Here is a 26,937-nt window from a genome sequence, read left to right on the forward strand (position 1 = left end):
GAGCGAAAAGATGACCACCTCGTCCAACGATAAGGTCGTTGCGGCACTGCGGGCGTCTCTGAAGGAGACCGAGCGCCTGCGCAAGCAGAACCAGCAACTCGCGGCCGCGGCACGCGAACCCATCGCGATCGTCTCGATGAGCTGCCGCTACCCCGGCGGCGTGAGCTCGCCGGAAGACCTGTGGCACCTGGTGTCCACCGGCGGCGACGCCATCTCGGCGTTGCCCGCCGACCGCGGCTGGCTCGACGACGAGCTGACGTTCGGCGTCAGCGGCGGCGGTTTCCTGCACGACGCCGCCGAGTTCGACCCGGCGTTCTTCGGCATCTCGCCCCGCGAGGCCCTGGCCATGGACCCCCAGCAGCGCCTGCTGCTGGAGACCTCCTGGGAGGCCGTGGAACGGGCGGGCATCGACCCCAGGTCGTTGCGCGGCAGCCAGACCGGTGTGTTCGTCGGCGGCAGCGCCACCGGCTACGGCACCGGTCTCGAAGAGGTGCCGGAGGGCCTCGAAGGCCACCTGCTGACCGGCAGCACGCCCAGCGTGATGTCCGGCCGGGTCGCCTACACCCTCGGCTTCGAGGGCCCCGCGGTCACCATCGACACGGCGTGCTCCTCCTCGCTGGTCGCCATCCACCTCGCGGCGCAGTCGCTGCGCAACGGCGAGTGCTCGCTGGCGCTCGCCGGTGGTGTCATGGTCATGGCGAACCCCTCGGTGTTCGCCGAGTTCGACAAGCAGGGTGGTCTCTCGCAGGACGGCCGCTGCAAGGCGTTCTCCGCCACCGCCGACGGCACCGGCTGGTCCGAGGGCGCCGGCGTCCTGCTGCTGGAGCGGCTGTCCGACGCCCAGCGCAACGGCCACCAGATCCTGGCCGTGGTGCGGGGTTCCGCGATCAACCAGGACGGCGCGTCCAACGGCCTCACCGCCCCGAACGGCCCGGCGCAGCAGCGGGTCATCCGCCAGGCGCTCTCCGGCGCGAAGCTCACCCCGTCCGAGGTGGACGTCGTCGAGGCGCACGGCACCGGCACCCGGCTCGGTGACCCCATCGAGGCGCAGGCGATCCTCTCGACCTACGGCCAGGACCGCGAACGCCCGCTGCTGCTGGGCTCGCTGAAGTCCAACATCGGCCACTCGCAGGCGGCCGCCGGCGTCGGTGGCGTGATCAAGATGGTCATGGCCATCCGGAACGGCATCGCCCCGCGCACCCTGCACGTCTCCGAGCCGACCCCGCAGGTCGACTGGGAGGCGGGCGACGTCAAGCTGCTCGTGGAGGAGCAGGCCTGGCCGGAGACCGGCCGTCCGCGCCGCGCCGCCGTGTCGTCGTTCGGCGTCAGCGGCACCAACGCGCACACGATCATCGAGCAGGCTCCGGAGTCCGAAGAGGACACTCGTGAGTCGCCGCGGACCGTCGGCGTGCTGCCGTGGGTGCTGTCCGCTCGCACCGCGGAGGCGTTGCGCGCCCAGGCCACCGGGCTGGAGGGCGTGGACGGCGACCCGGTGGACGTCGGCTTCTCGCTGGCCACCACCCGCACCCCGTTCGAGCACCGCGCCGTCGTCCTCGGTGACGTCCAGGCCGGTGTCGCTGCACTGGCCGCCGGCGAGCGCGCCGAGCACGTCGTCTCTGGCCGGACGGTCGAGGGCCGCACGGCCTTCCTGTTCACCGGGCAGGGCAGCCAGCGGGTCGGCATGGGCCGTGAGCTGTACGAGGCGTTCCCCGTGTACGCCAAGGCGTTCGACGAGGTCGCGGCTCTGGTCGATGTGCGGGACGAGGAGTTGGACCGCACGGAGTTCACGCAGCCCGCGATCTTCGCCCTGGAAGTCGCGTTGTTCCGGTTGGTCGAGTCGTGGGGGGTCAGGCCGGACTTCCTGGCCGGGCACTCGATCGGTGAGATCGCGGCGGCTCACGTCTCCGGCGTGCTGTCGCTCGAAGACGCGGCGACGTTGATCAGTGCTCGGGCGAGGCTGATGCAGGCATTGCCCGAGGGCGGTGCGATGGTGGCGTTGCAGGCCACCGAGGACGAGGTCCTGCCGCATCTGACCGAGCTGGTGTCGATCGCTGCTGTCAACGGGCCGCAGTCCGTCGTGGTCGCGGGTGATGAGGCCGCGGTCGAGGCCGTGGTGGCGCGGTTCGCGGACCGGAAGTCGAAGCGGCTCAGTGTTTCGCACGCGTTCCACTCGCCGTTGATGGACCCGATGCTGGACGACTTCCGCGCTGTGGTGTCGAAGCTGACGTTCAGCGCGCCGAAGATCGCGATGCTCGGTGACGTGACGGACCCGGAGTACTGGGTGCGGCACGTGCGGGACGCGGTGCGGTTCGCCGACGCCGTGACGTCCCTGGAAGCCCAGGGCGTGCGCACGTTCCTGGAGATCGGACCGGACGGTGTGCTGACCGCGATGGGTCAGGACTCCGTCACCGAAGCCGTGCTGGTCGCGGGGCAGCGCAAGGGCCGCGACGAGGTCGCCACGATCGTCCGCGCGGTCGCCGAACTGCACGTGCGCGGGGTGAAGGTCGACTGGTCGGCGTTCTTCGTGGACGCGCGGCCGGTGGCCCTGCCGACCTACCCGTTCCAGCGCGAGCACTTCTGGCTGGAGGTCGGCGCTTCGGGCGCGGCCACCACCGGTGGTGGCGAGGACTCCGAGTTCTGGGCCGCGGTGGAGAGCGGTGACCTGGAGTCGCTGGGCGACTCGCTGTCACTCGGGCAGGACGCGCTGGAGGCGCTCGCCGAGTGGCGGCGCAAGAGCAGGACGAGCAGCACCGTGGACGCGTGGCGGTACCGCGTCTCGTGGCTGCCGCTGACGAACCTCGGCGCCGCCACGGCGTCGGGACGGTGGCTGGTGCTCGGCACCGGTCACGACGAGATCGCCGCCGGGCTGGCCGAGCGCGGTGTCGAGGTCGTCCGGGTCGCGTACGACGCCGACCGGGAGACGCTCGCCGCGACGCTGCGGGACGTCGGCGCGGTCGACGGGGTGCTGTCGCTGGTGGCCCTGACGGAGCCCGCGACCGCGACGCTCGTCGTGGTGCAGGCCCTGGGCGACGCGGAGATCACGGCCCCGCTGTGGGTCACGACCCGCGGCGCGGTGTCGACCGGCCGGTCCGACGGCGTGGTCGACCCGGCGCAGACCCAGGTGTGGGGCATCGGGTACGTGGTGGGCCTGGAGCACGCCGACCGCTGGGGCGGCGTCGTGGACCTGCCGGAGGTCTTGGACAAGCGGGCGATGGACCGCTTCGCGGCCGTGCTGGCCGGAACCGAGGACCAGGTCGCCGTGCGCGGTTCCGGTGTCTTCGGCCGCCGGCTCGGTCACGCCCCGCTCACGTCGGAAGGATCGGAATGGACGCCGAACGGCACGACCATCGTCACTGGTGGTACCGGGTCTCTGGGTGGGCGTGTAGCTCGCTGGCTTGCTGGTTCTGGCTGTGAACACGTCGTCCTGACGTCCCGCCGGGGCCCGGACGCGCCCGGCGCGGCGGAACTGAAGGCGGAGCTGGAAGAACTCGGCGCTCGGGTGTCGATCGTCGCGTGCGACGTGGCGGACCGCGACGCGGTCGCCGCCCTGCTCGCCGAGTACCCGCCGGACGCCGTGGTGCACGCGGCCGGTGCCGACTACCTGATGGCGATCGAGGACCACGGCCTCGCCGAGTTCGACGAGGTGTTGCGCGGCAAGGTCTCCGGCGCCGTCCACCTGGACGAGCTGCTCGGCGACGTGAACGCGTTCGTGGTGTTCTCGTCGATCGCCGGTACCTGGGGTTCCGGTGGACAGGCCGCGTACTCGGCGGCCAGCGCGTTCCTCGACGGCCTGGCGGAGTCGCGGCGCGCTCGCGGGCTCGTGGCTACGTCCGTGTCGTGGGGCCCGTGGGCCGAGAGCGGCATGGCGACGGTCGGCGACACCGAGGAGCACCTGCGCAAGCGCGGTCTGACCTCGATGGCACCGGAACTCGCGATCACCGCGCTGGAGCGGGCGATCCGTTCCGGTGAACCGGCCGTGACCGTGGTCGACATGGACTGGGCGAAGTTCACGCCCGCGTTCACGATGGCCCGCCCGAGCCCGTTGATCGGCGACCTGCCCGAGGTCCGCGCGGCGCTCGAAGCCGAGGCGCCCGCGCCCACCGGCGAGTCCGAGCTGGTGCGGAAGCTGGCCGGCCTCACCGAGGCCGAGCAGCGCGACGCCGTGGTCGAGCTGGTTCGCACGCACACCGCGGCCGTGCTGGCGTACTCGTCGGCCGACGCGATCGAGACCGGGCGCGCGTTCCGCGAGCTGGGCTTCGACTCGCTGACCGCGGTCGACCTGCGCAACCGCCTGACCGCCGACACCGGTCTGCGGCTGCCCGCGACGCTGGTGTTCGACTACCCGAACGCAGCCGTGCTGGCCGCGTTCCTGCACGGCGAACTCCTCGGGGCGCGAACCGAAACCGAGGCCGCCACGGTCTCCTCGCACGACGGCGAACCGATCGCCATCGTCGCGATGAGCTGCCGCTACGCCGGTGACGTGAGGTCGCCGGAGGACCTGTGGAAGCTCGTCGCCACCGGCACCGACGCGGTCTCGGGCATGCCGACCGATCGCGGCTGGGACCTGGAGGCGTTGTACGACCCCGATCCCACCCGCCAGGGCACCTCGTACGCCCGCGAGGGCGGCTTCCTGCACGACGCACCGATGTTCGACCCGACGTTCTTCGGCATCTCGCCGCGTGAGGCGACCGCGATGGACCCGCAGCAGCGCCTGCTGCTGGAGACCTCGTGGGAGGCGTTCGAACGCGCCGGGATCGACCCGAACTCGGTGCGCGGCAGCCGGACCGGTGTCTTCGCCGGCACCAACAACCACGACTACCTCGCGCTGCTGGAGGAGGTGCCGGACGGCCTCGAAGGCCACCTCGGCACCGGCAATGCCGCCAGCATCGTGTCCGGCCGCGTGTCCTACACGTTCGGCCTCGAAGGCCCGGCCGTCACGGTCGACACCGCCTGCTCGTCCTCGTTGGTGGCACTGCACCTCGCCGTCCAGGCACTGCGCGCCGGCGACTGCGACCTGGCGCTGGCCGGTGGTGTGACGATCATGTCCACGCCGGGCACGTTCATCGACTTCTCCCGCCAGCGCGGCCTCGCGGTCGACGGGCGCTGCAAGGCGTTCGCCGACGCGGCCGACGGCACCGGCTGGGGCGAGGGCGTGGGCATGCTGCTCGTCGAGCGGCTGTCCGACGCGCAGCGCAACGGCCACCAGGTGCTCGCGGTCGTCCGCGGCACCGCGGTCAACCAGGACGGCGCGTCCAACGGGCTGACCGCCCCGAACGGCCCGTCGCAGCAGCGGGTCATCCGGCACGCGCTCGGCAACGCCGGCCTCGCACCGTCCGAAGTGGACGTCGTCGAGGCGCACGGCACGGGCACCGCCCTGGGCGACCCGATCGAGGCGCAGGCGATCCTGTCGACCTACGGCCAGGACCGCGAACGCCCGTTGCTGCTGGGTTCCTTGAAGTCCAACATCGGCCACACGCAGTCGGCGTCCGGCGTCGGCGGCGTGATCAAGATGGTCATGGCCATGCGGCACGGTCTCGTGCCGCAGACGCTGCACGTGGACGAGCCGTCGGCGCAGGTCGACTGGTCGGCCGGCGCGGTCGAGCTGGTCACCTCGCCCGTCGAGTGGCCGGAGACCGGGCGTCCGCGCCGGGCCGCCGTGTCGTCGTTCGGGTTCAGCGGCACCAACGCGCACGCGGTGATCGAGCAGGCACCGCAGGTCGAGACCGCGGCGGTCGGGCGCACGCCGCTGCCCGCCGTACCGGTCGTGCTGTCCGGGCGGACCGCCGCCGCGCTGCGGGCGCAGGCCGCCCGGCTGCAGTCCGCCGTGGACGGTGCCGACCTGACCGACCTCGCGTTCTCGCTCGCCACCACCCGCGCTCAGCTGGAGCACCGCGCGACCGTCGTCGCCCGTGACCACGCGGAACTGCTCGCGGGTCTCGCCGACGTGGCCGCCGGTCGCGGTGAGCGCGGCATGCCCGGCGAGGGCCGCACGGCCTTCCTCTTCACCGGGCAGGGCAGCCAGCGCCTCGGTATGGGACGCGAGCTGTACGAAGCGTTTCCGGTGTTCGCGGACGCTTTCGACGCGGTGTGCGCCGAGCTCGACGGTCTGCTTGACCGGCCGTTGCGCGACGTCGTCTTCGGTGACGCCGAGGCGCTCGACCAGACCGGCTACACGCAGCCCGCGATCTTCGCGGTCGAGGTCGCGTTGTTCCGGACCCTGCAGGCGTGGGGCGTCCGCCCGGACTTCCTCGGCGGCCACTCCATCGGCGAGATCGCCGCGGCCCACGTGGCCGGGGTGCTGACGCTTCCGGACGCCGCTGCACTGGTTGCCGCGCGCGGCCGGTTGATGCAGGCGCTGCCGACCGGTGGCGCGATGGTCGCGTTGCAGGCCACCGAGGAAGAAGTCAGGCCGCACCTGGGCGACCTGGTCTCCCTCGCCGCGATCAACGGGCCGTCGTCCGTGGTCGTCGCGGGTGACGAGGAGGCAGTGCAGCGGGTCGTCGCGCAGTTCGCGGACCGGAAGTCCAAGCGGCTCACGGTCTCGCACGCGTTCCACTCGCCGTTGATGGACCCGATGCTCGACGACTTCCGGGCCGTGGTCTCGAAGTTGACGTTCACCGCGCCGAAGATCGCGATGCTCGGTGACGTGACGGACCCGGAGTACTGGGTGCGCCACGTCCGCGGCACGGTCCGGTTCGCCGACGCGGTGACCACGCTGGAGGGCCGGGGCGTCCGGACCTTCGTGGAGCTGGGCCCGGACGGCGTGCTGACCGCGATGGGCGCCGAGAGCGTCCAGGACGCGGTGCTGGTCAGCTCGCTGCGCAAGGACCGCGACGAGGTGCCGACGCTCCTGCGGGCGCTCGGCGTCCTGCACAACCGCGGTGTCGCGGTCGACTGGGCGGCGTTCTACGAGGGCACCGGCGCCCAGCGCGTCGACCTGCCCACCTACGCCTTCCAGCGCGAACGGTTCTGGTTCGACGTCACGCCCGCGAAGCCCAAGGACACCCCGGCGTACCGCGTCGCGTGGCAGCAGGCCACCGATCCCGGCACCGCCGTGGCCCACGGCCGCTGGCTGGTCGTCGGGGACGCCGAGATCGCCACCGGCCTCGCCGACCGCGGGCTCGACGTCGTCGCGATCGACGACGTGGCCGGCCTGCCGGAGGAGGAGTTCGACGGCGTCGTGTCCGCGGCGGGCGTCGAGTCGGCGCTGCTGCTGGTGCAGCGCACGACCGCACCGCTGTGGTGCGTCACCCGCGGCGCGGAGTCCACACCGGACGCCGCCCAGGTCTGGGGCTTCGGCCGGGTCGCCGCGCTGGAGCACCCCGGCCGCTGGGGCGGCCTGGTCGACCTGCCGTCCACTCTGGACGGTCCGGCGCTCGACCGGCTCGCCACGGTGCTCACCGGCACCGAGGACCAGGTCTCCATCCGCGAGAACGGGATCTACGTCCGCCGCCTCAAGCACGCCTCCGTCGAGGCCGGCACGTGGGCGCCGCGCGGCACCGTGCTCGTCACCGGCGGCACCGGCACGCTCGGCGGGCACGTCGCCCGCTGGCTGGCCGCCGAGGGCGCCGAACACCTCGTGCTGACGTCGCGCCGCGGGCAGGACGCGCCCGGTGCGGCCGCGCTGCAGGCCGAGCTCGGCGACCGGGTCACCATCGTCGCGTGCGACGTGACCGACCGGGCCGCGATGTCCGCACTGGTCGAGGAGTTCTCGCCCAGCTCCGTGCTGCACCTGGCCGGCATCGGCCAGGACAGCGCACTCGACGACACCGACGCCGCGCTGCTCGACGAGGTCCGCTCGGCCCGCGTCGAGGGTGCCCGCCTGCTGGACGAGCTGGTCGGCGACGTGGACGCGTTCGTGCTGTTCTCGTCGACCTCCGGCGTGTGGGGCGCGGGCCGCCAGTGCGGGTACGCGGCCGGTGACGCGTTCCTGGACGCACTGGCCGAGTCCCGCCGCGCCCGCGGCCTCGCCGCGCTGTCGATCTCGTGGGGCCCGTGGGCCACGTCGAACGTCGAGTGGGCGGACCTGCTGCGGCGTCAGGGCGTCATGCCGCTGGCACCGTCGGCGGCGCTCACCGCGTTGCGCAACGCCCTGGCCTGGCAGCTGACCTCGCTCGTCGTGGCGGACGTCGACTGGGCGCGGTTCGCCCCGGCGTTCACCGCGACCCGGCCGAGCCCGCTGCTCGGCGACCTGCCCGAGGTCGTGGCCGCGCTCAAGCCCGCGACCGAGGACGACGCCGCGGCGTCCGAGCTGGTCGTGCGCCTGCGCGGGCTGTCCGCGGCCGAGCAGGAGGCGGCCCTGGTCGAACTCGTGCTCACCGAGGTCGCCGCCGTGCTCGGCTACGCCTCCGCGGACTCGATCGAACCGGGCCTCGCCTTCCGCGACCTCGGGTTCGACTCGCTGACCGCCGTCGAGCTGCGCACCAGGCTGGCCGAGGCCACCGGACTCCGGCTGCCCGCCACCCTCGTGTTCGACTACCCCAACCTCGCCACGCTGGCCGCGCACCTGCGTGACGAGCTCCTCGGCACCGAGGCCGACGGCGCGCTCGTGGCCGCGCGGGGCATGTCGTCCGACGAGCCGATCGCCATCGTGGGCATGGGCTGCCGCCTTCCCGGGGACGTGTGGACGCCGGAGGACCTGTGGCGCTTGGTGTCCACCGGCAGCGACGCCGTCGGCGGCTGGCCGACGGACCGCGGCTGGGACCTCGAGAACCTGTACCACCCGGACCCCGACCACGAGGGCACCTCGTACGCCCGTGAAGGCGGGTTCCTCTACCAGGCCGGTGAGTTCGACGCCGCGTTCTTCGGGATCAACCCGCGTGAGGCGCTGGCGATGGACCCGCAGCAGCGCATGCTGCTGGAGACGTCGTGGGAGGCCGTCGAGCGGGCCGGCATCGACCCGGAGTCGTTGCGGGGCAGCCGGACCGGTGTGTTCACCGGTACGAACGGTCAGGACTACGCGGCGGCGACGTTCGAGCTGCCGCCGGGCATCGAGGGTTACCTCGGCACGGGTGTCGCGGCCAGCGTCGTGTCGGGTCGCATCTCGTACGCCTTGGGCCTCGAGGGTCCGGCGGTCACGGTCGACACCGCGTGCTCGGCTTCGTTGGTGGCGATTCACCTCGCGGTGCAGGCTTTGCGTGCTGGTGAGTGCGATCTGGCGTTGGCCGGTGGTGCGTCGATGATGTCGACGCCGGGTGCGTTCATCGACTTCTCCCGTCAACGCGGTCTCGCGGTCGACGGTCGCTGCAAGTCCTTCGCGGCCGCCGCCGACGGCACCGGCTGGGGCGAGGGCGTCGGCATCCTGCTCGTCGAGCGGCTGTCGGACGCCCAGCGCAACGGGCACCAGGTGCTCGCGGTGATCCGCGGTTCGGCGGTGAACCAGGACGGCGCGTCGAACGGCCTCACCGCGCCCAACGGTCCTTCGCAGCAGCGCGTGATCCGTCAGGCACTGGCGAACGCCGGTCTGTCCACCGCGGACGTCGACCTGGTGGAGGCGCACGGCACCGGCACGAAGCTGGGTGACCCGATCGAGGCGCAGGCGCTGCTCTCCACCTACGGCCGGGACCGCGACGTCCCGCTGTACCTGGGTTCGCTGAAGTCCAACATCGGCCACACGCAGGCCGCGGCCGGTGTCTCCGGTGTCATCAAGATGGTGATGGCGCTGCAGAACGGTGTGCTGCCGAAGACGTTGCACGTGGACGAGCCGTCGCCGCACATCGACTGGACCTCCGGGTCCGTGGAGCTGCTGACCGAGAACCAGGAGTGGCCGGAGTCGGGCCGTCCGCGCCGTGCGGCGGTGTCCGCGTTCGGCATGAGCGGTACGAACGCACACCTGATCGTCGAGCAGGCACCGCCGGCGCAGGCCGTCGACGCCGAGGCGACGCGGACCGTGCCGATGGTTCCGGTCGTGCTGTCGGCGAAGTCCGCCGAGGCGTTGAAGGGCCAGGCGGCGGCGCTGCTCGACGCGGTGGACGCCGGCTGGTCGCTGACCGACGTCGCGCACTCCGCCCTGCTGCGCACCCCGATGCCGCACCGGGCGGCCGTGGTCGCCGCCGACCACGACGACCTGGTCCGCGGCCTCACCGCCATCACCGCCGGGCAGGGGCTCGGCACGGTGGCGGACGGCAAGCTCGCCTTCCTGTTCACCGGACAGGGCAGCCAGCGGGTCGGCATGGGCCGCGAGCTGTACGACGCGTTCCCCGCCTACGCCAAGGCCTTCGACGAGGTCGCGGCACTGGTGGACGTGCGGGACGAGGAGCTGGACCGCACCGAGTTCACGCAGCCGGCGATCTTCGCGCTCGAGGTGGCGTTGTACCGCCTGGTCGAGTCGTGGGGTGTCCGCCCGGACTTCCTGGCCGGGCACTCGATCGGCGAGATCGCTGCCGCGCACGTCTCCGGTGTTCTCTCGCTGGAGGACGCGGCCACGTTGGTCAGTGCTCGGGCTCGCCTGATGCAGGCGCTGCCCGAGGGTGGTGCGATGGTGGCGTTGCAGGCCACCGAGGACGAGGTCACGCCGCATCTGACGGACCTGGTGTCGCTCGCGGCGATCAACGGCCCCAACGCCGTGGTCGTCGCAGGTGAGGAAGCCGCCGTCGAGCAGGTCGTGGCTCAGTTCCCGGACCGCAAGTCCAAGCGACTGGCCGTCTCGCACGCGTTCCACTCACCGCTGATGGACCCGATGCTGGACGACTTCCGTGCTGTGGTCACGAAGTTGACGTTCCACGAGCCTCAGATCGCGATGCTGGGCGAGGTGACCGACCCGGAGTACTGGGTGCGGCACGTCCGCGACGCGGTCCGCTTCGCCGATGCCGTGCAGACCCTCACCGACGAGGGCGTGCGGACGTTCCTGGAGTTGGGTCCGGACGCGGTGCTGGCCGCGATGGCCGACGTGCCCGTGATCCCGGCCCTGCGCAAGGACCGGTCCGAGGTCCTCGGCGTCACCACCGCGCTCGGTGCCCTGCACACCGCCGGTGTGCGGGTCGACTGGGACGCGTTCTTCGCCGGCACCGGCGCGCGGCGGGTGGACCTGCCGACCTACGCGTTCCAGCGGCAGAAGTTCTGGCTGGAGTCGACCGGGTTCCCCGCCCTCGAAGGCGGCGCGGACTCCGCCGAGCTCAAGTTCTGGGAGGCCGTCGAGAAGGAGGACTTCAGCCTGGTCGGCAGCACCCTCGCGCTGGACGAGAGCGAACTGGGCGTGGTCCTGCCCGCGCTGTCGTCGTGGCGCAAGGCCCGCCGGGCGAACAACGAGATCGACAGTTGGCGTTACCGCGCCTCCTGGCTGCCGCTGACCGACCTGGGCGCGTCGACGTTGACGGGCCGCTGGGCCGTGGTGGTGCCGGAAGGCGTTGCGGCGGAGGAGATCACCGCCGGGCTGACCGCTCGCGGTGCCGACGTCGTCACGGTCGCGAGCGCCGATCGCGCCACGCTGACCACGGCGTTCGCCGGCCTCGGCCGGCTCGACGGGGTGCTGGCGCTCACCGGGCTCACCGCGTCCGTCGAGGTCGTGCAGGCGCTCGGTGACGCGGGGGCCGCGGCGCCGCTCTGGATCGCGACGCGCGGCGCGGTGTCGACCGGCCGGTCCGACGGCGTGGTCGACCCGGCGCAGCGGGGGATCTGGGGCCTGGGTTACGTGATCGGCCTCGAGCACCCCGAACGCTGGGGTGGCCTGGTCGACCTGCCCGAGACGCTCGACGCGCGGGTGTTCGACCGGCTCGCGACCGTCCTCAACGGACTGGAGGACCAGGTCGCGATTCGCTCGTCGGGTGTGTTCGGCCGCCGGCTGGTGCACGCGCCGCTGGGCGACGACCTGTCCGACTGGTCGCCGCGCGGCACGGTCCTGGTCACCGGTGGCACCGGTGCGCTCGGTGGCCGCGTCGCCCGTTGGCTGGCGGAGAACGGTGCCGAACACCTCGTGCTCACGTCCCGTCGCGGTCTGGCCGCGCCGGGTGCCGCGGAACTCCAGGCAGAACTGGAAGAACTCGGCGCGCGCGTCACGATCGCCGCGTGCGACGTGGCGGACCGGGACGCCGTCACCAGCCTGGTGACCGAGTTCCCGCCGAACGCCGTGGTGCACGCCGCCGGTGCCGACCACACGATGGCGCTGGCGGACCACGACCTGCCGACGTTCGAGGACGTGCTGCGGGCCAAGGTGTCCGGTGCGGTCCTGCTGGACGAGGTGCTGGGCGAGCTGGACGCGTTCGTGGTGTTCTCGTCGATCGCCGGTACCTGGGGCAGTGGCGGGCAGGCCGCGTACTCGGCGGCCAGCGCGTTCCTGGACGGTCTGGCCGAGTCGCGCCGTGCGCGCGGCCTGGTCGCCACCTCCGTGTCCTGGGGTCCGTGGGCCGAGGCCGGCATGGCCACGGTCGGCGACACCGAGGAGCACCTGCGCAAGCGCGGTCTCCTCTCGATGCCGCCCGCCATGACGCTCGCCGCGCTGCAGCGGGCGATCCGCTCCGGCGAGCCGACCGTGACCGTCGTGAACATGGAGTGGGAGAAGTTCACGCCCGCGTTCACGCTGGCCCGTCCCAGCCCGTTCATCGGCGACCTGCCGGAGGTGCGTGCCGCGCTGGCCGAGGAGGCCGGCACCGAGGCGGACTCGGAGCTGGCCCGCAGCCTGGTGGGGCTGCCCGAGCAGGAGCAGCGGTCGTTGCTCGTGGACCTGGTGCGGACGCAGGTCTCGTCCGTGCTCGGCCACTCCTCGGTCGACGCGGTCGAGAAGGACCGGGCGTTCCAGGAGCTCGGCTTCGACTCGCTCACGGCGGTCGAGCTGCGCAACACCCTGACCACGGCGACGGGCCTGAAGCTGCCCGCGACGCTGGTCTTCGACTACCCGAACGCCGTCGTGCTGGCCGATCACCTGCGCACCGAACTCCTCGGTGCGGCGCCGCAGGCGGCCGAGGTCGCGACCGTCACGGCGAGCACCGACGAGCCGATCGCCATCGTCGCGATGAGCTGCCGGTACGCCGGTGACGTGTCCTCTCCCGAGGACCTGTGGCGGATGGTGCTGGCCGGCGAGGACGCGATCAGCGGGTTCCCGACCGACCGCGGCTGGGACCTGGAGAACCTGTACCACCCGGACCCCGACCACCAGGGCACGTCGTACGCCCGCGAGGGTGCGTTCCTGCACGACGCGGCCAAGTTCGACCCGACGTTCTTCGGGATCTCGCCGCGCGAAGCCACGGCGATGGACCCGCAGCAGCGGTTGCTGCTGGAGACCTCGTGGGAGGCCTTCGAACGCGCCGGGATCGACCCCGCGGTGGTGCGCGGCAGCCAGACCGGTGTGTTCGTGGGCAGCAACGGCCAGGACTACCTGGCGTTGCTGGAGGACATCCCGGAGGGCGTCGAGGGCCACCTCGGCACCGGCAACGCGGCCGCCATCGCCTCGGGCCGCATCTCCTACACCTTCGGGCTGGAAGGTCCGGCCGTCACCGTCGACACCGCCTGCTCCTCCTCGTTGGTGGCGCTGCACATGGCGGTGCAGTCGCTGCGGTCCGGCGAGTGCGACCTGGCGCTCGCCGGCGGTGTGACGATCATGTCCACGCCGGGCACGTTCATCGACTTCTCCCGCCAGCGCGGGCTCGCGGTGGACGGTCGCTGCAAGTCCTTCGCGGCCGCCGCCGACGGCACCGGCTGGGGCGAGGGTGTCGGCATGCTGCTCGTGGAGCGGCTGTCGGACGCCCAGCGCAACGGTCACCAGGTGCTGGCCGTGGTGCGGGGCTCCGCGGTGAACCAGGACGGCGCCTCGAACGGCCTGACCGCGCCGAACGGCCCGTCGCAGCAGCGGGTGATCCGCAAGGCACTGGCCAACGCCGGTCTGTCCACCTCGGACATCGACGTGGTGGAGGCGCACGGCACGGGCACCGCTCTGGGCGACCCGATCGAGGCACAGGCCCTTCTCGCCACCTACGGCCAGGACCGGGAGACCCCGCTGCTGCTGGGTTCGGTCAAGTCGAACATCGGCCACACCCAGGCCGCGGCCGGCGTCGGCGGCATCATCAAGATGGTCATGGCCATGCGGCACGGCCAGGTGCCGAAGACGTTGCACGTGGACGAGCCGTCGCCGGCGATCGACTGGTCGACCGGTGCGGTCGAGCTGGTCACCTCACAGGTGGCGTGGCCGGAGACCGGACGTCCGCGCAGGGCAGCCGTGTCGTCGTTCGGCGTCAGCGGCACCAACGCACACACGATCATCGAGCAGGCGCCGGTCACCGAGGTTCCGACCGTCGAGCGGGTCGCCCCGCCGGTCGTGCCGTTCGCGGTGTCGGCGAAGAACGCGGGCGCGCTGGCCGAGCAGGCCGCCAACCTGGCCGAGCTGCTGGAACAGTCCGATGTGGACACCGTGGACGTGGCCTACTCGCTGGCCACCTCCCGCGCGACGCTCGCGCACCGGCTGGTCGTCGTCGCCGAGGACCGTGCCGCGGCGATCGAAGCGCTCACGGCGGCGAGCAGCGGCGGTACGAGGAACACCCTCGTGGACGCGCCCCTGGCGATGCTGTTCACCGGGCAGGGCAGTCAGTGGGCGGGCATGGGTGCCCAGCTGTACGCCGCGTTCCCGGTGTTCGCCGACGCGTTCGACGCGGTGTGCGCCGAGCTCGACGGCCTGTTGGACCGGCCGTTGCGCGACGTGGTGTTCGGGGACGCCGAGGCGCTCGACCAGACCGGCTACACGCAGCCCGCGCTGTTCGCGCTGGAGGTGGCGTTGTTCCGGCTGGTGGAGTCGTGGGGCGTCCGCCCGGACTTCGTCGGCGGCCACTCGATCGGCGAGCTGGCGGCGGCCCACGTCGCCGGGGTGCTGACGCTCGCGGACGCCGCCAGGCTGGTCGAGGCGCGGGGCCGGTTGATGCAGGCCCTGCCCGCCGGTGGCGCGATGATCGCGTTGCAGGCCGGCGAGGACGAGGTCGCGCCGCTGCTCACCGAGCTCGTCTCCATCGCGGCCGTCAACGGCCCCGACGCACTGGTCGTCGCGGGGGACGAGGCGGCGGTGGAAGCCGTGATCGCGCAGTTCCCGGACCGCAAGTCCAAGCGTCTGGCCGTGTCGCACGCGTTCCACTCGCCGTTGATGGACCCGATGCTGGACGAGTTCCGCGCTGTGGTGTCGAAGCTGACGTTCAGCGCTCCGAAGATCGCGATGCTCGGTGACGTGACGGACCCGGAATACTGGGTGCGGCACGTGCGGGACGCGGTGCGGTTCGCCGACGCCGTCGTCGAGCTGCAGGCCAAGGGCGTCCGGACGTTCCTGGAGATCGGACCGGACGGCGTGCTGACCGCGATGGGCGCCGACAGCCTCACCGACGCGGTGCTGGTGGCGTCGCAGCGCAAGGGCAGGGACGAGGCCGCGACCCTGGTGCGGGCACTCGGTGCCCTGCACGTCCGGGGTGTCCGCGTCGACTGGGCGGCCTACTTCGCGAAGTCCGGCGCCCAGCGCGTCGACCTGCCGACCTACGCGTTCCAGCGCGATCGCTACTGGCTCGTCGACAGCGGGGACCTCCGGGCACTGCCCGAGGTGGGCCGCGCGCCGGAGCTCCCGGCCGAGGCCAGGATGAGCGACTCGCCGCTCGCGGCCAGGATCGCCGCGATGTCGGAGGCCGAGCAGATCGCCGTGCTCACGGAGCTGGTGCAGGTCGAGGTCGCCGCCGTGCTCGGGTTCGCCTCACCGCAGGCGGTCGAACCGGGACTCGCGTTCCGGGAGCTCGGCTTCGACTCGCTGACCGCGGTCGAGCTGCGCGGCAAGCTGAACGACGTCATCGGGTTGAAGCTGCCGGCCACGCTGGTGTTCGACTACCCGAACCTGGCCACGCTCACCGCGTTCCTGCGCGAGGAGCTGATGGGCAGCCGTCAGGACGCGCTGACGCCGGCGACGGTGCGCCGCGGCTTCGACGAGCCGATCGCCATCGTGGGCATGGGCTGCCGCCTGCCCGGGGACGTGCAGTCGCCGGAAGACCTGTGGCAGATGGTGTTCACCGGCGGCGACGGCGTGGGCGAATGGCCGACGGACCGCGGCTGGGACCTCGAGAACCTGTACCACCCGGACCCCGACCACGAGGGCACGTCCTACGTGACGCGCGGTGGCTTCCTCTACGACGCCGGTGAGTTCGACGCCGCGTTCTTCGGGATCAACCCGCGTGAGGCTCTCGCGATGGACCCGCAGCAGCGCATGCTGCTGGAGACCTCCTGGGAGGCAATGGAACGCGCAGGGCTGGACCCGGAGTCGTTGCGGGGCAGCCGGACCGGTGTGTTCACCGGTACGAACGGCCAGGACTACGCGGCGGCGACGTTCGAGTTGCCGCCGGGCATCGAGGGCTACCTCGGTACGGGTGTCGCGGCCAGTGTGGTGTCGGGTCGCATCTCCTACACCCTCGGGCTGGAGGGCCCGGCGGTCACGGTGGACACCGCGTGCTCGGCGTCGCTGGTGGCGATCCACCTCGCGGTGCAGGCACTGCGAGCGGGTGAGTGTGACCTGGCGTTGGCCGGTGGTGCGTCGATGATGTCGACGCCGGGTGCGTTCATCGACTTCTCGCGCCAGCGCGGTCTGGCCGAGGACGGTACGTGCAAGTCCTTCGCCGCGGCGGCGGACGGCACGGCCTGGGGTGAGGGTGTCGGCATGCTCCTGGTGGAGCGGCTGTCGGACGCGCAGGCCAACGGGCACCAGGTGCTCGCGGTGATCCGCGGCAGCGCGGTGAACCAGGACGGCGCGTCCAACGGCCTCACCGCCCCGAACGGTCCGTCGCAGCAACGGGTGATCCGCCAGGCGCTCGCGGCCGCCGGTCTGTCCACTTCGGACGTCGACGCGGTCGAGGCGCACGGCACCGGCACGAAGCTGGGTGACCCGATCGAGGCGCAGGCGCTGCTCTCGACCTACGGCCAGCAGCGTGAGCTGCCGTTGCTGCTCGGTTCGCTGAAGTCCAACATCGGCCACACCCAGGCCGCCGCCGGTGTCTCCGGTGTCATCAAGATGGTGATGGCGCTGCAGAACGGCGTGCTGCCGAAGACGTTGCACGTGGACGAGCCGTCGCCGCACATCGACTGGACCTCGGGCTCGGTCGAACTGTTGACCGAGAACCAGGAGTGGCCGGAGACCGGTCGTCCGCGCCGTGCTGCGGTGTCCGCGTTCGGCATGAGCGGCACCAACGCGCACCTCATCCTCGAGCAGGCCCCGCCGGCGCAGCCGAAGGCGATCGCCGAGCCGGCCAGGGTCGTGCCGGTGGTTCCGGTGGTGCTGTCGGCGAAGACGCCGGAAGCGGTGCGGGAGCAGGCGGTTCGGCTGGCCGAGTCGGTGCCGGTGGACCTGACGGATCTCGGTTATTCGCTGGCGACCACGCGGGCCAAGTTCGACTACCGGGCCGTCGTGGTTGCCGCGGACCAGGACGACCTGGTCGCGGGCCTCGGCGCGGTGGAACCGGTGGCGGTCGTGCCGGGCAAGCTGGCCTTCCTGTTCACGGGTCAGGGCAGCCAGCGGGTCGGCATGGGTCGTGAGCTGTACGAGGCGTTCCCCGTGTACGCCAAGGCGTTCGACGAGGTCGCGGCTCTGGTGGACGTGCGGGACGAGGAGTTGGACCGCACGGAGTTCACCCAGCCGGCGATCTTCGCGCTGGAAGTGGCGTTGTACCGCCTTGTCGAGTCGTGGGGTGTCCGCCCGGACTTCCTGGCGGGGCACTCGATCGGTGAGATCGCGGCGGCGCACGTTGCCGGGGTGCTCTCGCTGGAGGACGCGGCCACGTTGGTCAGTGCTCGGGCTCGCCTGATGCAGGCGTTGCCCGAGGGCGGTGCGATGGTGGCGTTGCAGGCCACCGAGGACGAGGTCACGCCTCACCTCACCGACCTGGTGTCGCTGGCCGCCATCAACGGGCCGTCGTCCGTGGTCGTCGCGGGTGACGAGACTGCGGTCGAACAGGTGGTGGCGCAGTTCCCGGACCGCAAGTCCAAGCGGCTCAGCGTCTCGCACGCGTTCCACTCGCCGTTGATGGACCCGATGCTGGACGACTTCCGCGAGGTCGTCGCACAGCTGACCTTCTCCGAGCCGAAGATCGCGATGCTCGGCGAGGTGACGGACCCCGAGTACTGGGTGCGCCACGTCCGGGGCACCGTCCGGTTCGCCGACGCGATGCAGACTCTCGACGCCGAGGGTGTGCGGACGTTCCTGGAGCTGGGGCCGGACGGCGTGCTGGCCGCGATGGCCGAGGTGCCGGTGATCCCGGCGCTGCGCAAGGACCGGTCCGAGGTCACCACGCTCACCGCGGCGCTCGGCGCGCTGTACACCGCCGGGGTGCGGATCGACTGGGAGGCCTTCTACGCCGGTGCGAACGCCCGCCGGGTGGACCTGCCGACCTACGCGTTCCAGCGGCAGCGGTTCTGGCTGGAGTCGACCGCGTTCCCGGCGCTCACCAACGAGGAGGATGAAGCCGAGGCCAGGTTCTGGGAGGCCGTCGAACAGGAGGACGCCGGCCTGGTCGGCAGCACCCTGTCGCTCGACGAGAGCGTGCTCGCCGAGGTCCTGCCCGCGCTGTCGACGTGGCGCAAGGCCCGCCGGACCACCAGCAAGATCGACGGCTGGCGCTACCACGTCGAGTGGAAGTCCCTGCCGCAGAGCAAGGCACGCGCCGAGGGCCGCTGGCTCGCGGTCGTGCCGGGCGACGCCGGGCACCCGCTGCTCGCCGGGCTCGAAGCCCGCGGTGTCGAGGTCGTGCCGGTGGCGTGGGCGGACGACCGGGCCGCGCTGGCCACGGCGTTCGAGAAGGCCGTCGTCGACGGACCGGTGGCCGGTGTGCTCGCCCTGTCCACCGAGGTCACGTCCGTCGTGCTGGCCGTGCAGGCCCTGGGCGACACCGGGGTCGAGGCCCCGCTGTGGGTCGCGACCCGCGGCGCGGTGTCGACCGGCAAGACCGACGGGGTGGTCGACCCGGCCCAGTCGACGATCTGGGGCGCCGGGTACGTGGCCGCGCTGGAGCACCCCGACCGCTGGGGTGGCCTGGTCGACCTGCCCGAGACGCTCGACGACCGGGCGTTCGACCGGATCGCCGGTGTGCTGGCGGGCGGCGAGGACCAGGTCGCCGTCAGGGCCTCGGGTGTGTTCGGCCGCAGGCTGACGCACGCGCAGTCGGCCGACAAGCTGTCCGACTGGTCGCCGCGCGGCACGGTCCTGGTCACCGGTGGCACCGGTGCGCTGGGCGGCCGGGTGGCGCGCTGGCTGGCCGAGAACGGTGCCGAGCACCTGGTGCTGACGTCCCGTCGCGGTCTGGCCGCGCCGGGTGCGGCGGAGCTCCAGGCGGAGCTGGAAGAACTGGGCGCGCGGGTCACGATCGCCGCGTGCGACGTGTCCGACCGGGACGCGGTGACCGGCCTGATCACCGAGTTCCCGCCGAACGCCGTGGTGCACGCGGCCGGTGCCGACCACTACCAGGCCATCGCCGACCACGACCTCGGGACGTTTGAGGACGTGCTGAACGCGAAGGTGTCCGGTGCGGTCCTGCTCGACGAACTGCTGGGCGAGCTGGACGCGTTCGTCGTGTTCTCCTCGATCGCCGGCACGTGGGGCAGTGGTGGCCAGTCCGCGTACTCGGCCGCCAGCGCGTTCCTCGACGGTCTGGCCGAGTCGCGACGTGCTCGCGGCCTGGTCGCGACCTCCGTCTCGTGGGGCCCGTGGGCCGAGGCCGGCATGGCGACGGTCGGTGACACCGAGGAGCACCTGCGCCGGCGCGGCCTGATCGCGATGCCGCCCGCGCTGACGCTCACCGCGCTGGAACGGGCCATCCGCTCCAGCAGGCCGACGGTGACCGTGGTGAACGTCGAGTGGGAGAAGTTCGCGCCCGCGTTCACGATGGCCCGCACCAGCCCGCTGCTCGGCGACCTGCCGGAGGTCGGCGCGGCGCTGGCCGAGGACGAGGTCGCCGAGACCGAGTCCGGGCTGGGCGCCCAGCTGGCCGCCCTGTCCGAGCCGGAGCAGCACGCGTTGCTGGTCGACCTGGTGCGCACGAGGGTCGCGGCGGTGCTCGGGCACGACTCGGCCGACGCGGTCGCGAAGGACCGGGCGTTCCAGGAACTGGGCTTCGACTCGCTCACGGCGGTGGAACTGCGCAACAACCTCACCGCGGCCACGGGCCTGAAGCTGCCCGCGACGCTGGTGTTCGACCACCCCAGCGCCGAACCCCTGGCGAAGTTCCTGCACTCCCAGCTCGTGGTCGGCGGCGCGACGGTGCCGGTGCTCGACGAGCTGGACCGCCTGGAGGCCGTGCTCGCCACCGCGACGCCCGACACCCTGACCCGCACGAAGATCACCATCAAGCTCCAGGCGCTGGTCACGCAGTGGGGCTCGGCCAAGGGTGAGGCGGCGGCGAGCCTCGACGACGCCTCGGACGACGACCTGTTCGCGCTGATCAACCAGGAGCTCGGCCGGTAACCACGCCACCGGGCTCGACCCCCGCTACCCCTCTCGGACCTGTTCCGAGGGGGGTAGCGCTATTTGTACTGAACTTTTTGTTAGACATTTCCGCTGGGGGAGCCTAGGGGCAGGTTAGGGGTTGAGGGTGATTGGGAGCGCGGCCAGAATCTGTTCGTGAACTGGAGTTTCTCTGCAGCGTCGGCGGGGTTCTTCGGTTTCACGCATGTCATTCTCTGCGCCGGAAATCACCTAGTCTCCAGTAGCGAAGAGGTACTCTTAAATGGCGAATGAAGAGACGCTCCGGGAGTATCTCAAGCTGGCGACAGCTGATCTCCAGGCCACCCGACAGCGCCTTCGGGAGCTGGAAGAGGGCGACAAGGAACCGATCGCGATCGTCGCCATGAGTTGCCGCTACCCCGGCGGGGTCCGCACGCCGGAGGATTTGTGGCAGCTCGTCGCCACCGGCGGGGACGCGATTTCCCCGCTGCCCGGTGACCGCGGCTGGGGCACCGAGAACGGTGGCTTCGGCGTCGAGGGCGGCGGCTTCCTCTACGACGCGGGCGATTTCGAGCCCGCCTTCTTCGGCATTTCCCCGCGTGAGGCCCTCGCGATGGACCCGCAGCAGCGCCTGCTGCTGGAGACCTCGTGGGAGGTCTTCGAACGCGCGGGCATCGACCCGCGGAGCCTGCGCGGCAGCCAGACCGGCGTGTTCGTCGGCGGCAGCGCGATGGGCTACGGGATCGGGCTGACCGAGGTGCCCGACGAGGTCGCGGGTCACCTGCTCACCGGTGCCGCCCCCAGCGTGCTCTCCGGTCGCATCTCCTACACGTTCGGGCTCGAAGGCCCCGCCGTCACCGTCGACACCGCCTGCTCCTCGTCGCTCACCGCCCTGCACCTCGCGGTCATGGCGCTGCGCAACGGCGAGTGCTCGCTCGCCCTCGCGGGCGGCGTGATGGTGATGAGCACCCCGGCCGTGTTCGTCGAGTTCGACAAGCAGGGCGGCCTGTCGAAGGACGGCCGCTGCCGCGCCTTCGCCGACGCCGCCGACGGCACCGGCTGGTCCGAGGGCGTCGGCCTGCTGCTCGTCGAGCGCCTCTCCGACGCGCGCCGCAACGGCCACGAGGTGCTCGCGGTCGTCCGCGGCAGCGCGGTCAACCAGGACGGCGCGTCCAACGGCCTCACCGCCCCCAACGGCCCGTCGCAGCAGCGCGTGATCCTGCAGGCACTGGCCAACGCCACGCTCTCGCCGTCCGACGTGGACGTCGTCGAGGCGCACGGCACCGGCACCCGGCTCGGCGACCCGATCGAGGCGCAGGCCATCCTCGCCACCTACGGCCAGGACCGCGAACGCCCGGTGCTGCTCGGCTCGCTCAAGTCCAACATCGGCCACTCCCAGGCCGCCGCCGGCGTCGGTGGCGTGATCAAGATGGTCCTGGCCCTCCAGCACGGCGTGGCCCCGCAGACCCTGCACGTCGACGAGCCCTCGCACCAGGTCGACTGGGCCGACGGCAACCTGACCCTGCTCACCGAGGCCCAGCCGTGGCCCGAGACCGGCCGGCCGCGCCGTGCGGGCGTCTCGTCGTTCGGCGTGAGCGGCACCAACGCGCACGTCGTCCTGGAGCAGGCCCCGGCCGCCGAGACGCCCGAGATCGTCCGTGACGAGCGCCCGGTGCGGCCGTGGCTGCTCTCGGCGCGCACCGAGGACGGGCTGCGCGAGCAGGCCCGCAAGCTGCGCGAGCGACTCGACACCACCGACGCGCACGTCGACGACGTGGCGTTCTCGCTCGCCACCACCCGCACCGCGCTGACCCAGCGGGCCGTGGTCGTCGGCACGGACCGCGCCGCGCTGGTCGCCGGGCTCGACGCCCTGGCGGACGGCACGCACGCCGCCTCCGTGGTGCGCGGTGCCGCCGAGGACGGCGGCCTGGCCGTGCTGTTCACCGGCCAGGGCAGCCAGCGGCTCGGCATGGGCCGCGAGCTGTACGAGGCGTTCCCGGTGTACGCCCAGGCGTTCGACGAGGTCTGCGCCGGATTCGGCCAGCCGGTCGTCGAAACGGTGTTCGGCACCGACGCCGCCGCCCTCGACCAGACCGGCCTGACCCAGCCCGCGCTGTTCGCGCTGGAAGTGGCGCTGTACCGGCTCGTCGAGTCGTGGGGCGTCAAACCGGACTTCCTGGCGGGCCACTCGATCGGCGAGCTCGCCGCCGCGCACGTCGCGGGCGTGCTGTCCCTGCAGGACGCCACCACGCTGGTCGAGGCACGCGGCCGCCTGATGCAGGCGCTGCCGACCGGTGGCGCGATGATCGCCCTGCAGGCCACCGAGGCCGAGGTCGAGGCCCTGCTCACCGACCGCGTGTCCATCGCCGCGATCAACGGCCCCTCCTCGATCGTGCTGGCGGGTGACGAGGACGCGGTCGAGGCCGTCGTCGCGCAGTTCGCCGACCGGAAGTCCAAGCGCCTCACCGTGTCGCACGCGTTCCACTCGCCGCACATGGACGCGATGCTCGACGACTTCCGCGCCGTCGCGGAAACGCTGACCTACCAGGCACCGGCCATCCCGATCGTGTCCACGGCCACCGGCAGGATCGCCACCGCCGCCGAGCTGACCACCCCCGACTACTGGGTGCGGCACGTCCGCACCGCCGTCCGCTTCGCCGACGCCGTCACCACGCTGGAGAACGCCGGGGTCGCGACGTTCCTCGAACTCGGCCCGGACGGCGTGCTGACCGCGATGGGCGCCGAGACCGCCACCAAGGCCGTGCTCGTCGCGTCCCTGCGCAAGGACCGCCCCGAGGCCGCCGCGATCACGACCGCCCTCGCCGGACTGCACGTGCGCGGCACCCGGATCGACTGGAAGCAGTTCTTCGACGGCACCGGCGCGCGCCGCGTCGACCTGCCGACCTACGCGTTCGACCGCCAGCGCTTGTGGCTGGTGGACAACGGTTCCGTCGCCGACGTCACCTCCGCGGGCCTGCTCGCCGCCGACCACCCGCTGCTCGGCGCGGTCCTGCCGCTGCCCGGCGGCGGTGTCCTGTGCACCGCCCGGCTCTCGGTCGCCACGCACGGCTGGCTCGCCGACCACGTGGTCTCCGGCAACGTCGTGGTGCCCGGCACCGCACTGGTGGAACTCGCGATCAAGGCCGGCGACCAGGTCGGCTGCGGCCACCTCGAGGAGCTGCTGCTGCAGACCCCGCTGGTGCTGCCCGAGCACGGCGGAATCAGCCTGCACGTCGAACTCGGCGCGCCCGGCGACGACCCCGGCCGCCGCCTGATCACCGTGTACTCGCGGACCGGCGACGACGACACCACCTGGGTCGTGCACGCCACCGGTGCGCTCACCGACGAGGCCGCGACGCCCACCTTCGAACTGACCGCGTGGCCGCCCGCCGGTGCCGTGGCTCTTGACCTGACCGGCCTTTACGAGGACCTCGCCGAGATCGGACTGGGTTACGGCCCGGTCTTCCGCGGGCTGGTGAACGCCTGGCGCAGCGGCGACGACGTGTTCGCCGAAGTCGCGCTGCCCGAGGCGGAACAGCGCCGGGCCGCCGCGTTCGGCGTGCACCCGGCGCTGCTCGACTCCGTGCTGCACACCCTCGGCATCCCCACCGGGGACGACGCGGGGGAGGGCGGCACCGCCTCGCTCCCGTTCGCCTGGAACGGGGTGAGCCTCTTCGCCGCCGGCGCCCAGGTGCTGCGCGCCCGCGTCCGCCCGGCCGGTGACGGCATCAGCGTGGACGTCGCCGACGGCGCCGGGAACCCGGTCGCCCGCGTCGACTCCCTGGTGCTGCGGCCGATCAGCGGCGAGCAGTTCCGCCCCCGCGGCGGCAGCGACTCGCTCTTCCGCGTCGACTGGACGGCACTGCCCGCGGCCGAGGGCGGCGACCCGGCGGACGTGACGGTGCTCGCCGTCTCCTCGTCCGCCGACGTGCACGAGGTGACGACGGAACTCCTCGCCGGCCTGAAGTCCTACCTGGACGGTGAGCGCTCCGACGACGCGCTGCTCGTCGTCGTGACCCGCAACGCGGTCGCCGCGCTGCCCGGCGAGGACATCGCCGTCCCCGCCCAGGCCGCGGCCTCCGGCCTGGTGCGCTCGGCGCAGACCGAGCACCCCGGCGCGATCGTCCTCGTGGACCTCGACGCCGGGACCGAACTCGACGCCGTGCTGCCCGCCGTCCTGGCCGGGGACGAGCCCGAGGTCGCCGCCAGGGCGGGCGTGCTGCACGCGCCCCGGCTGGTGCGCGCGACCACCGGCACGATCCCGTCGGCACCGGACGGCCCGTGGCGGCTCGACTTCACCACGGCCGGCACGGTCGACAACCTCACGCCCATCGCGTGGCCGCCCGCCGCGGCACCGCTGGAGGCCGGCGAGGTCCGCATCGCCATCCGGGCCGCGGGCGTCAACTTCCGCGACGTCATGAACGTGCTCGGCATGTACCCCGGCGACGCCGGGATCATGGGCCTCGAAGGCGCGGGCGTCGTGCTCGAGGTGGGCGCGGGCGTAACGGACCTCGCCCCCGGCGACCGGGTGATGGGCATGTTCAACGCCGCGTTCGCCCCCGTGGTGGTCGCGGACCGCCGCAAGGTCTGCCCGATCCCGGACGGCTGGTCCTACACCCAGGCGGCCGGTGTGCCGCTGGTGTTCCTCACCGCGCTGTACGCCCTGGACGACCTCGGTGGCCTGAAGGCCGGCGAGAAGATCCTGGTGCACGCCGCCGCCGGTGGTGTCGGCATGGCCGCCACGCAGATCGCCCAGCACCTCGGCGCCGAGGTGTTCGGCACCGCGAGCACGGGCAAGCAGGACGTGCTGCGCGCCGCCGGGCTGGCCGACGACCACATCGCGTCCTCGCGCACCACGGACTTCGAACACGAGTTCACCATCGCGACGGACGGCCACGGCGTGGACGTCGTCCTCAACGCCCTCTCCGGCGAGTTCGTCGACGCCTCGCTGCGCCTGGTGGCGCAGGGCGAGGGCGGCCGGTTCCTGGAGATGGGCAAGACCGACGTCCGCGACCCCGCGGAGGTCGACCGCCGGCACGGGGTCGCCTACACCGCGTTCGACCTGTTCGAGGCGGGCCCCGACCGCATCGGCGAGCTGCTGAACAGGCTCTACGAGTGGTTCAACGCCGGTGCGCTGCGGCCGCTGCCCGTCACGACCTGGGACCTGCACCGCGCGCCGGAGGCGTTCCGCTACCTGGGCCAGGCCAAGCACGTCGGCAAGGTCGTGCTGACCATCCCGGCGCCGCTGCACCCCGAGGGCACCGTGCTCGTCACCGGCGGTACCGGGGGACTGGGCGCACTCGTCGCCCGGCACCTCGTCACCGGCCACGGCGTCCGCCACCTGGTGCTCACCTCCCGTCGTGGCGCCGACGCACCCGGTGCGGCCGACCTGGCCGCCGAACTCACGGCGCTCGGTGCGGACGTGCGGCTCGCGGCGTGCGACGTGTCCGACCACGCGGCGGTGGCCGCGCTGCTCAAGGAGTTCCCGGCGGAGCACCCGCTCACCGGTGTCGTGCACGCGGCCGGCGTGCTGGCCGACGGCGTGCTCGGCTCGCTGACGCCCGAGCGACTGTCCACCGTGCTCGGTCCGAAGTCGGACGCCGCCGCGCACCTGCACGAGCTGACGGCGCAGGACGACCTCGCGATGTTCGTGGTGTTCTCCTCCGCGTCCGGCCTCATGGGCGGTGCGGGACAGGCGAACTACGCCGCGGCCAACACCTACCTCGACGCCCTCGCCGTGCACCGCCGCTCGCGCGGACTCCCGGCGATCTCACTCGCCTGGGGCCCGTGGGACCAGACCGCGGGCATGGGCGCTTCCCTGTCCGACAACGACATCGCCCGCATGGCCCGCTCCGGTATGCCGGTGCTGTCCGCCGCCGACGGCCTGGCGCTCTTCGACCTCGCCCGCACCACCGACGACGCGGTGCTCGCGCCGGTCAAGCTCGACCTCGGCACGTTGCGCGCCGCCGGTGAGGTGCACCCGTTGCTGCGCGGCCTGGTCCGCGCCCAGACCAAGCGGGGGAGCGCGGCCACCGGGTCCGGGCCGGAACCGGCCTCCTGGTCGCAGCGGCTCGCCGGCCGGTCGAAGGCCGAGCAGGACGAACTGCTGCTGGACCTCGTGATCGGCCAGGTCGCGGTGGTGCTCGGCTACGAGTCACCGCAGGACATCCAGCCCACGCTGGCGTTCAAGGAGCTCGGCTTCGACTCGCTGTCCGCGGTGGAGTTCCGCAACATGCTCGCCGCGGCGACCGGCGTCAAGCTGCCCGCCACGCTGGTCTTCAACTACCCCAACGCCGTCGAGCTCGCCGCGCACCTGCGGAATGAGCTGGCGGGCGATGACAGCCCCTCGTCGTCGTTGCTCGACGAACTCGACCGCCTCGACCTGGCCCTCGCCGGCGTCGGGAAGGACGACCCGCTGCGCGACCAGCTCGCCGGCCGGCTGCGCCAGGTGCTGGCGCGGCTGACCGACAGCGGCGCGGACGAGGAGGAGGCGAAGCCCGCCCTGCAAGAGGCGAGCTTCGACGAGCTCTTCGCCTTCATCGACAACAACCTCAGCTCCTCGTGAC

General features: G+C 72.5%; 1 protein-coding gene and 1 pseudogene. Both read left to right on the forward strand.

All coding sequences use genetic code 11. The features are described 5' to 3' along the window. Positions 1 to 10 precede the first annotated feature (10 nt). Entirely contained in the window at positions 11 to 20,392 is a 20,382-nt protein-coding gene (locus QSK25_RS04155; protein WP_285633063.1) for a type I polyketide synthase, read from the forward strand. Between the two features lie 262 nt (positions 20,393 to 20,654). Then, positions 20,655 to 26,936, forward strand: a pseudogene (locus QSK25_RS04160) (SDR family NAD(P)-dependent oxidoreductase); the annotation flags it as partial. Between the last annotated feature and the right edge of the window lies 1 nt (position 26,937).

Origin of the sequence: Lentzea sp. NBRC 102530, from assembly GCF_030269365.1 — a bacterium.
In the GTDB taxonomy this organism is placed as follows: Bacteria; Actinomycetota; Actinomycetes; order Mycobacteriales; family Pseudonocardiaceae; genus Lentzea.

What these genes read in the sequence shown, in the direction of transcription:
- QSK25_RS04155 (WP_285633063.1), top strand. Translation starts at nt 11, where the DNA reads ATGACCACCTCGTCCAACGATAAGGTCGTTGCGGCACTGCGGGCGTCT.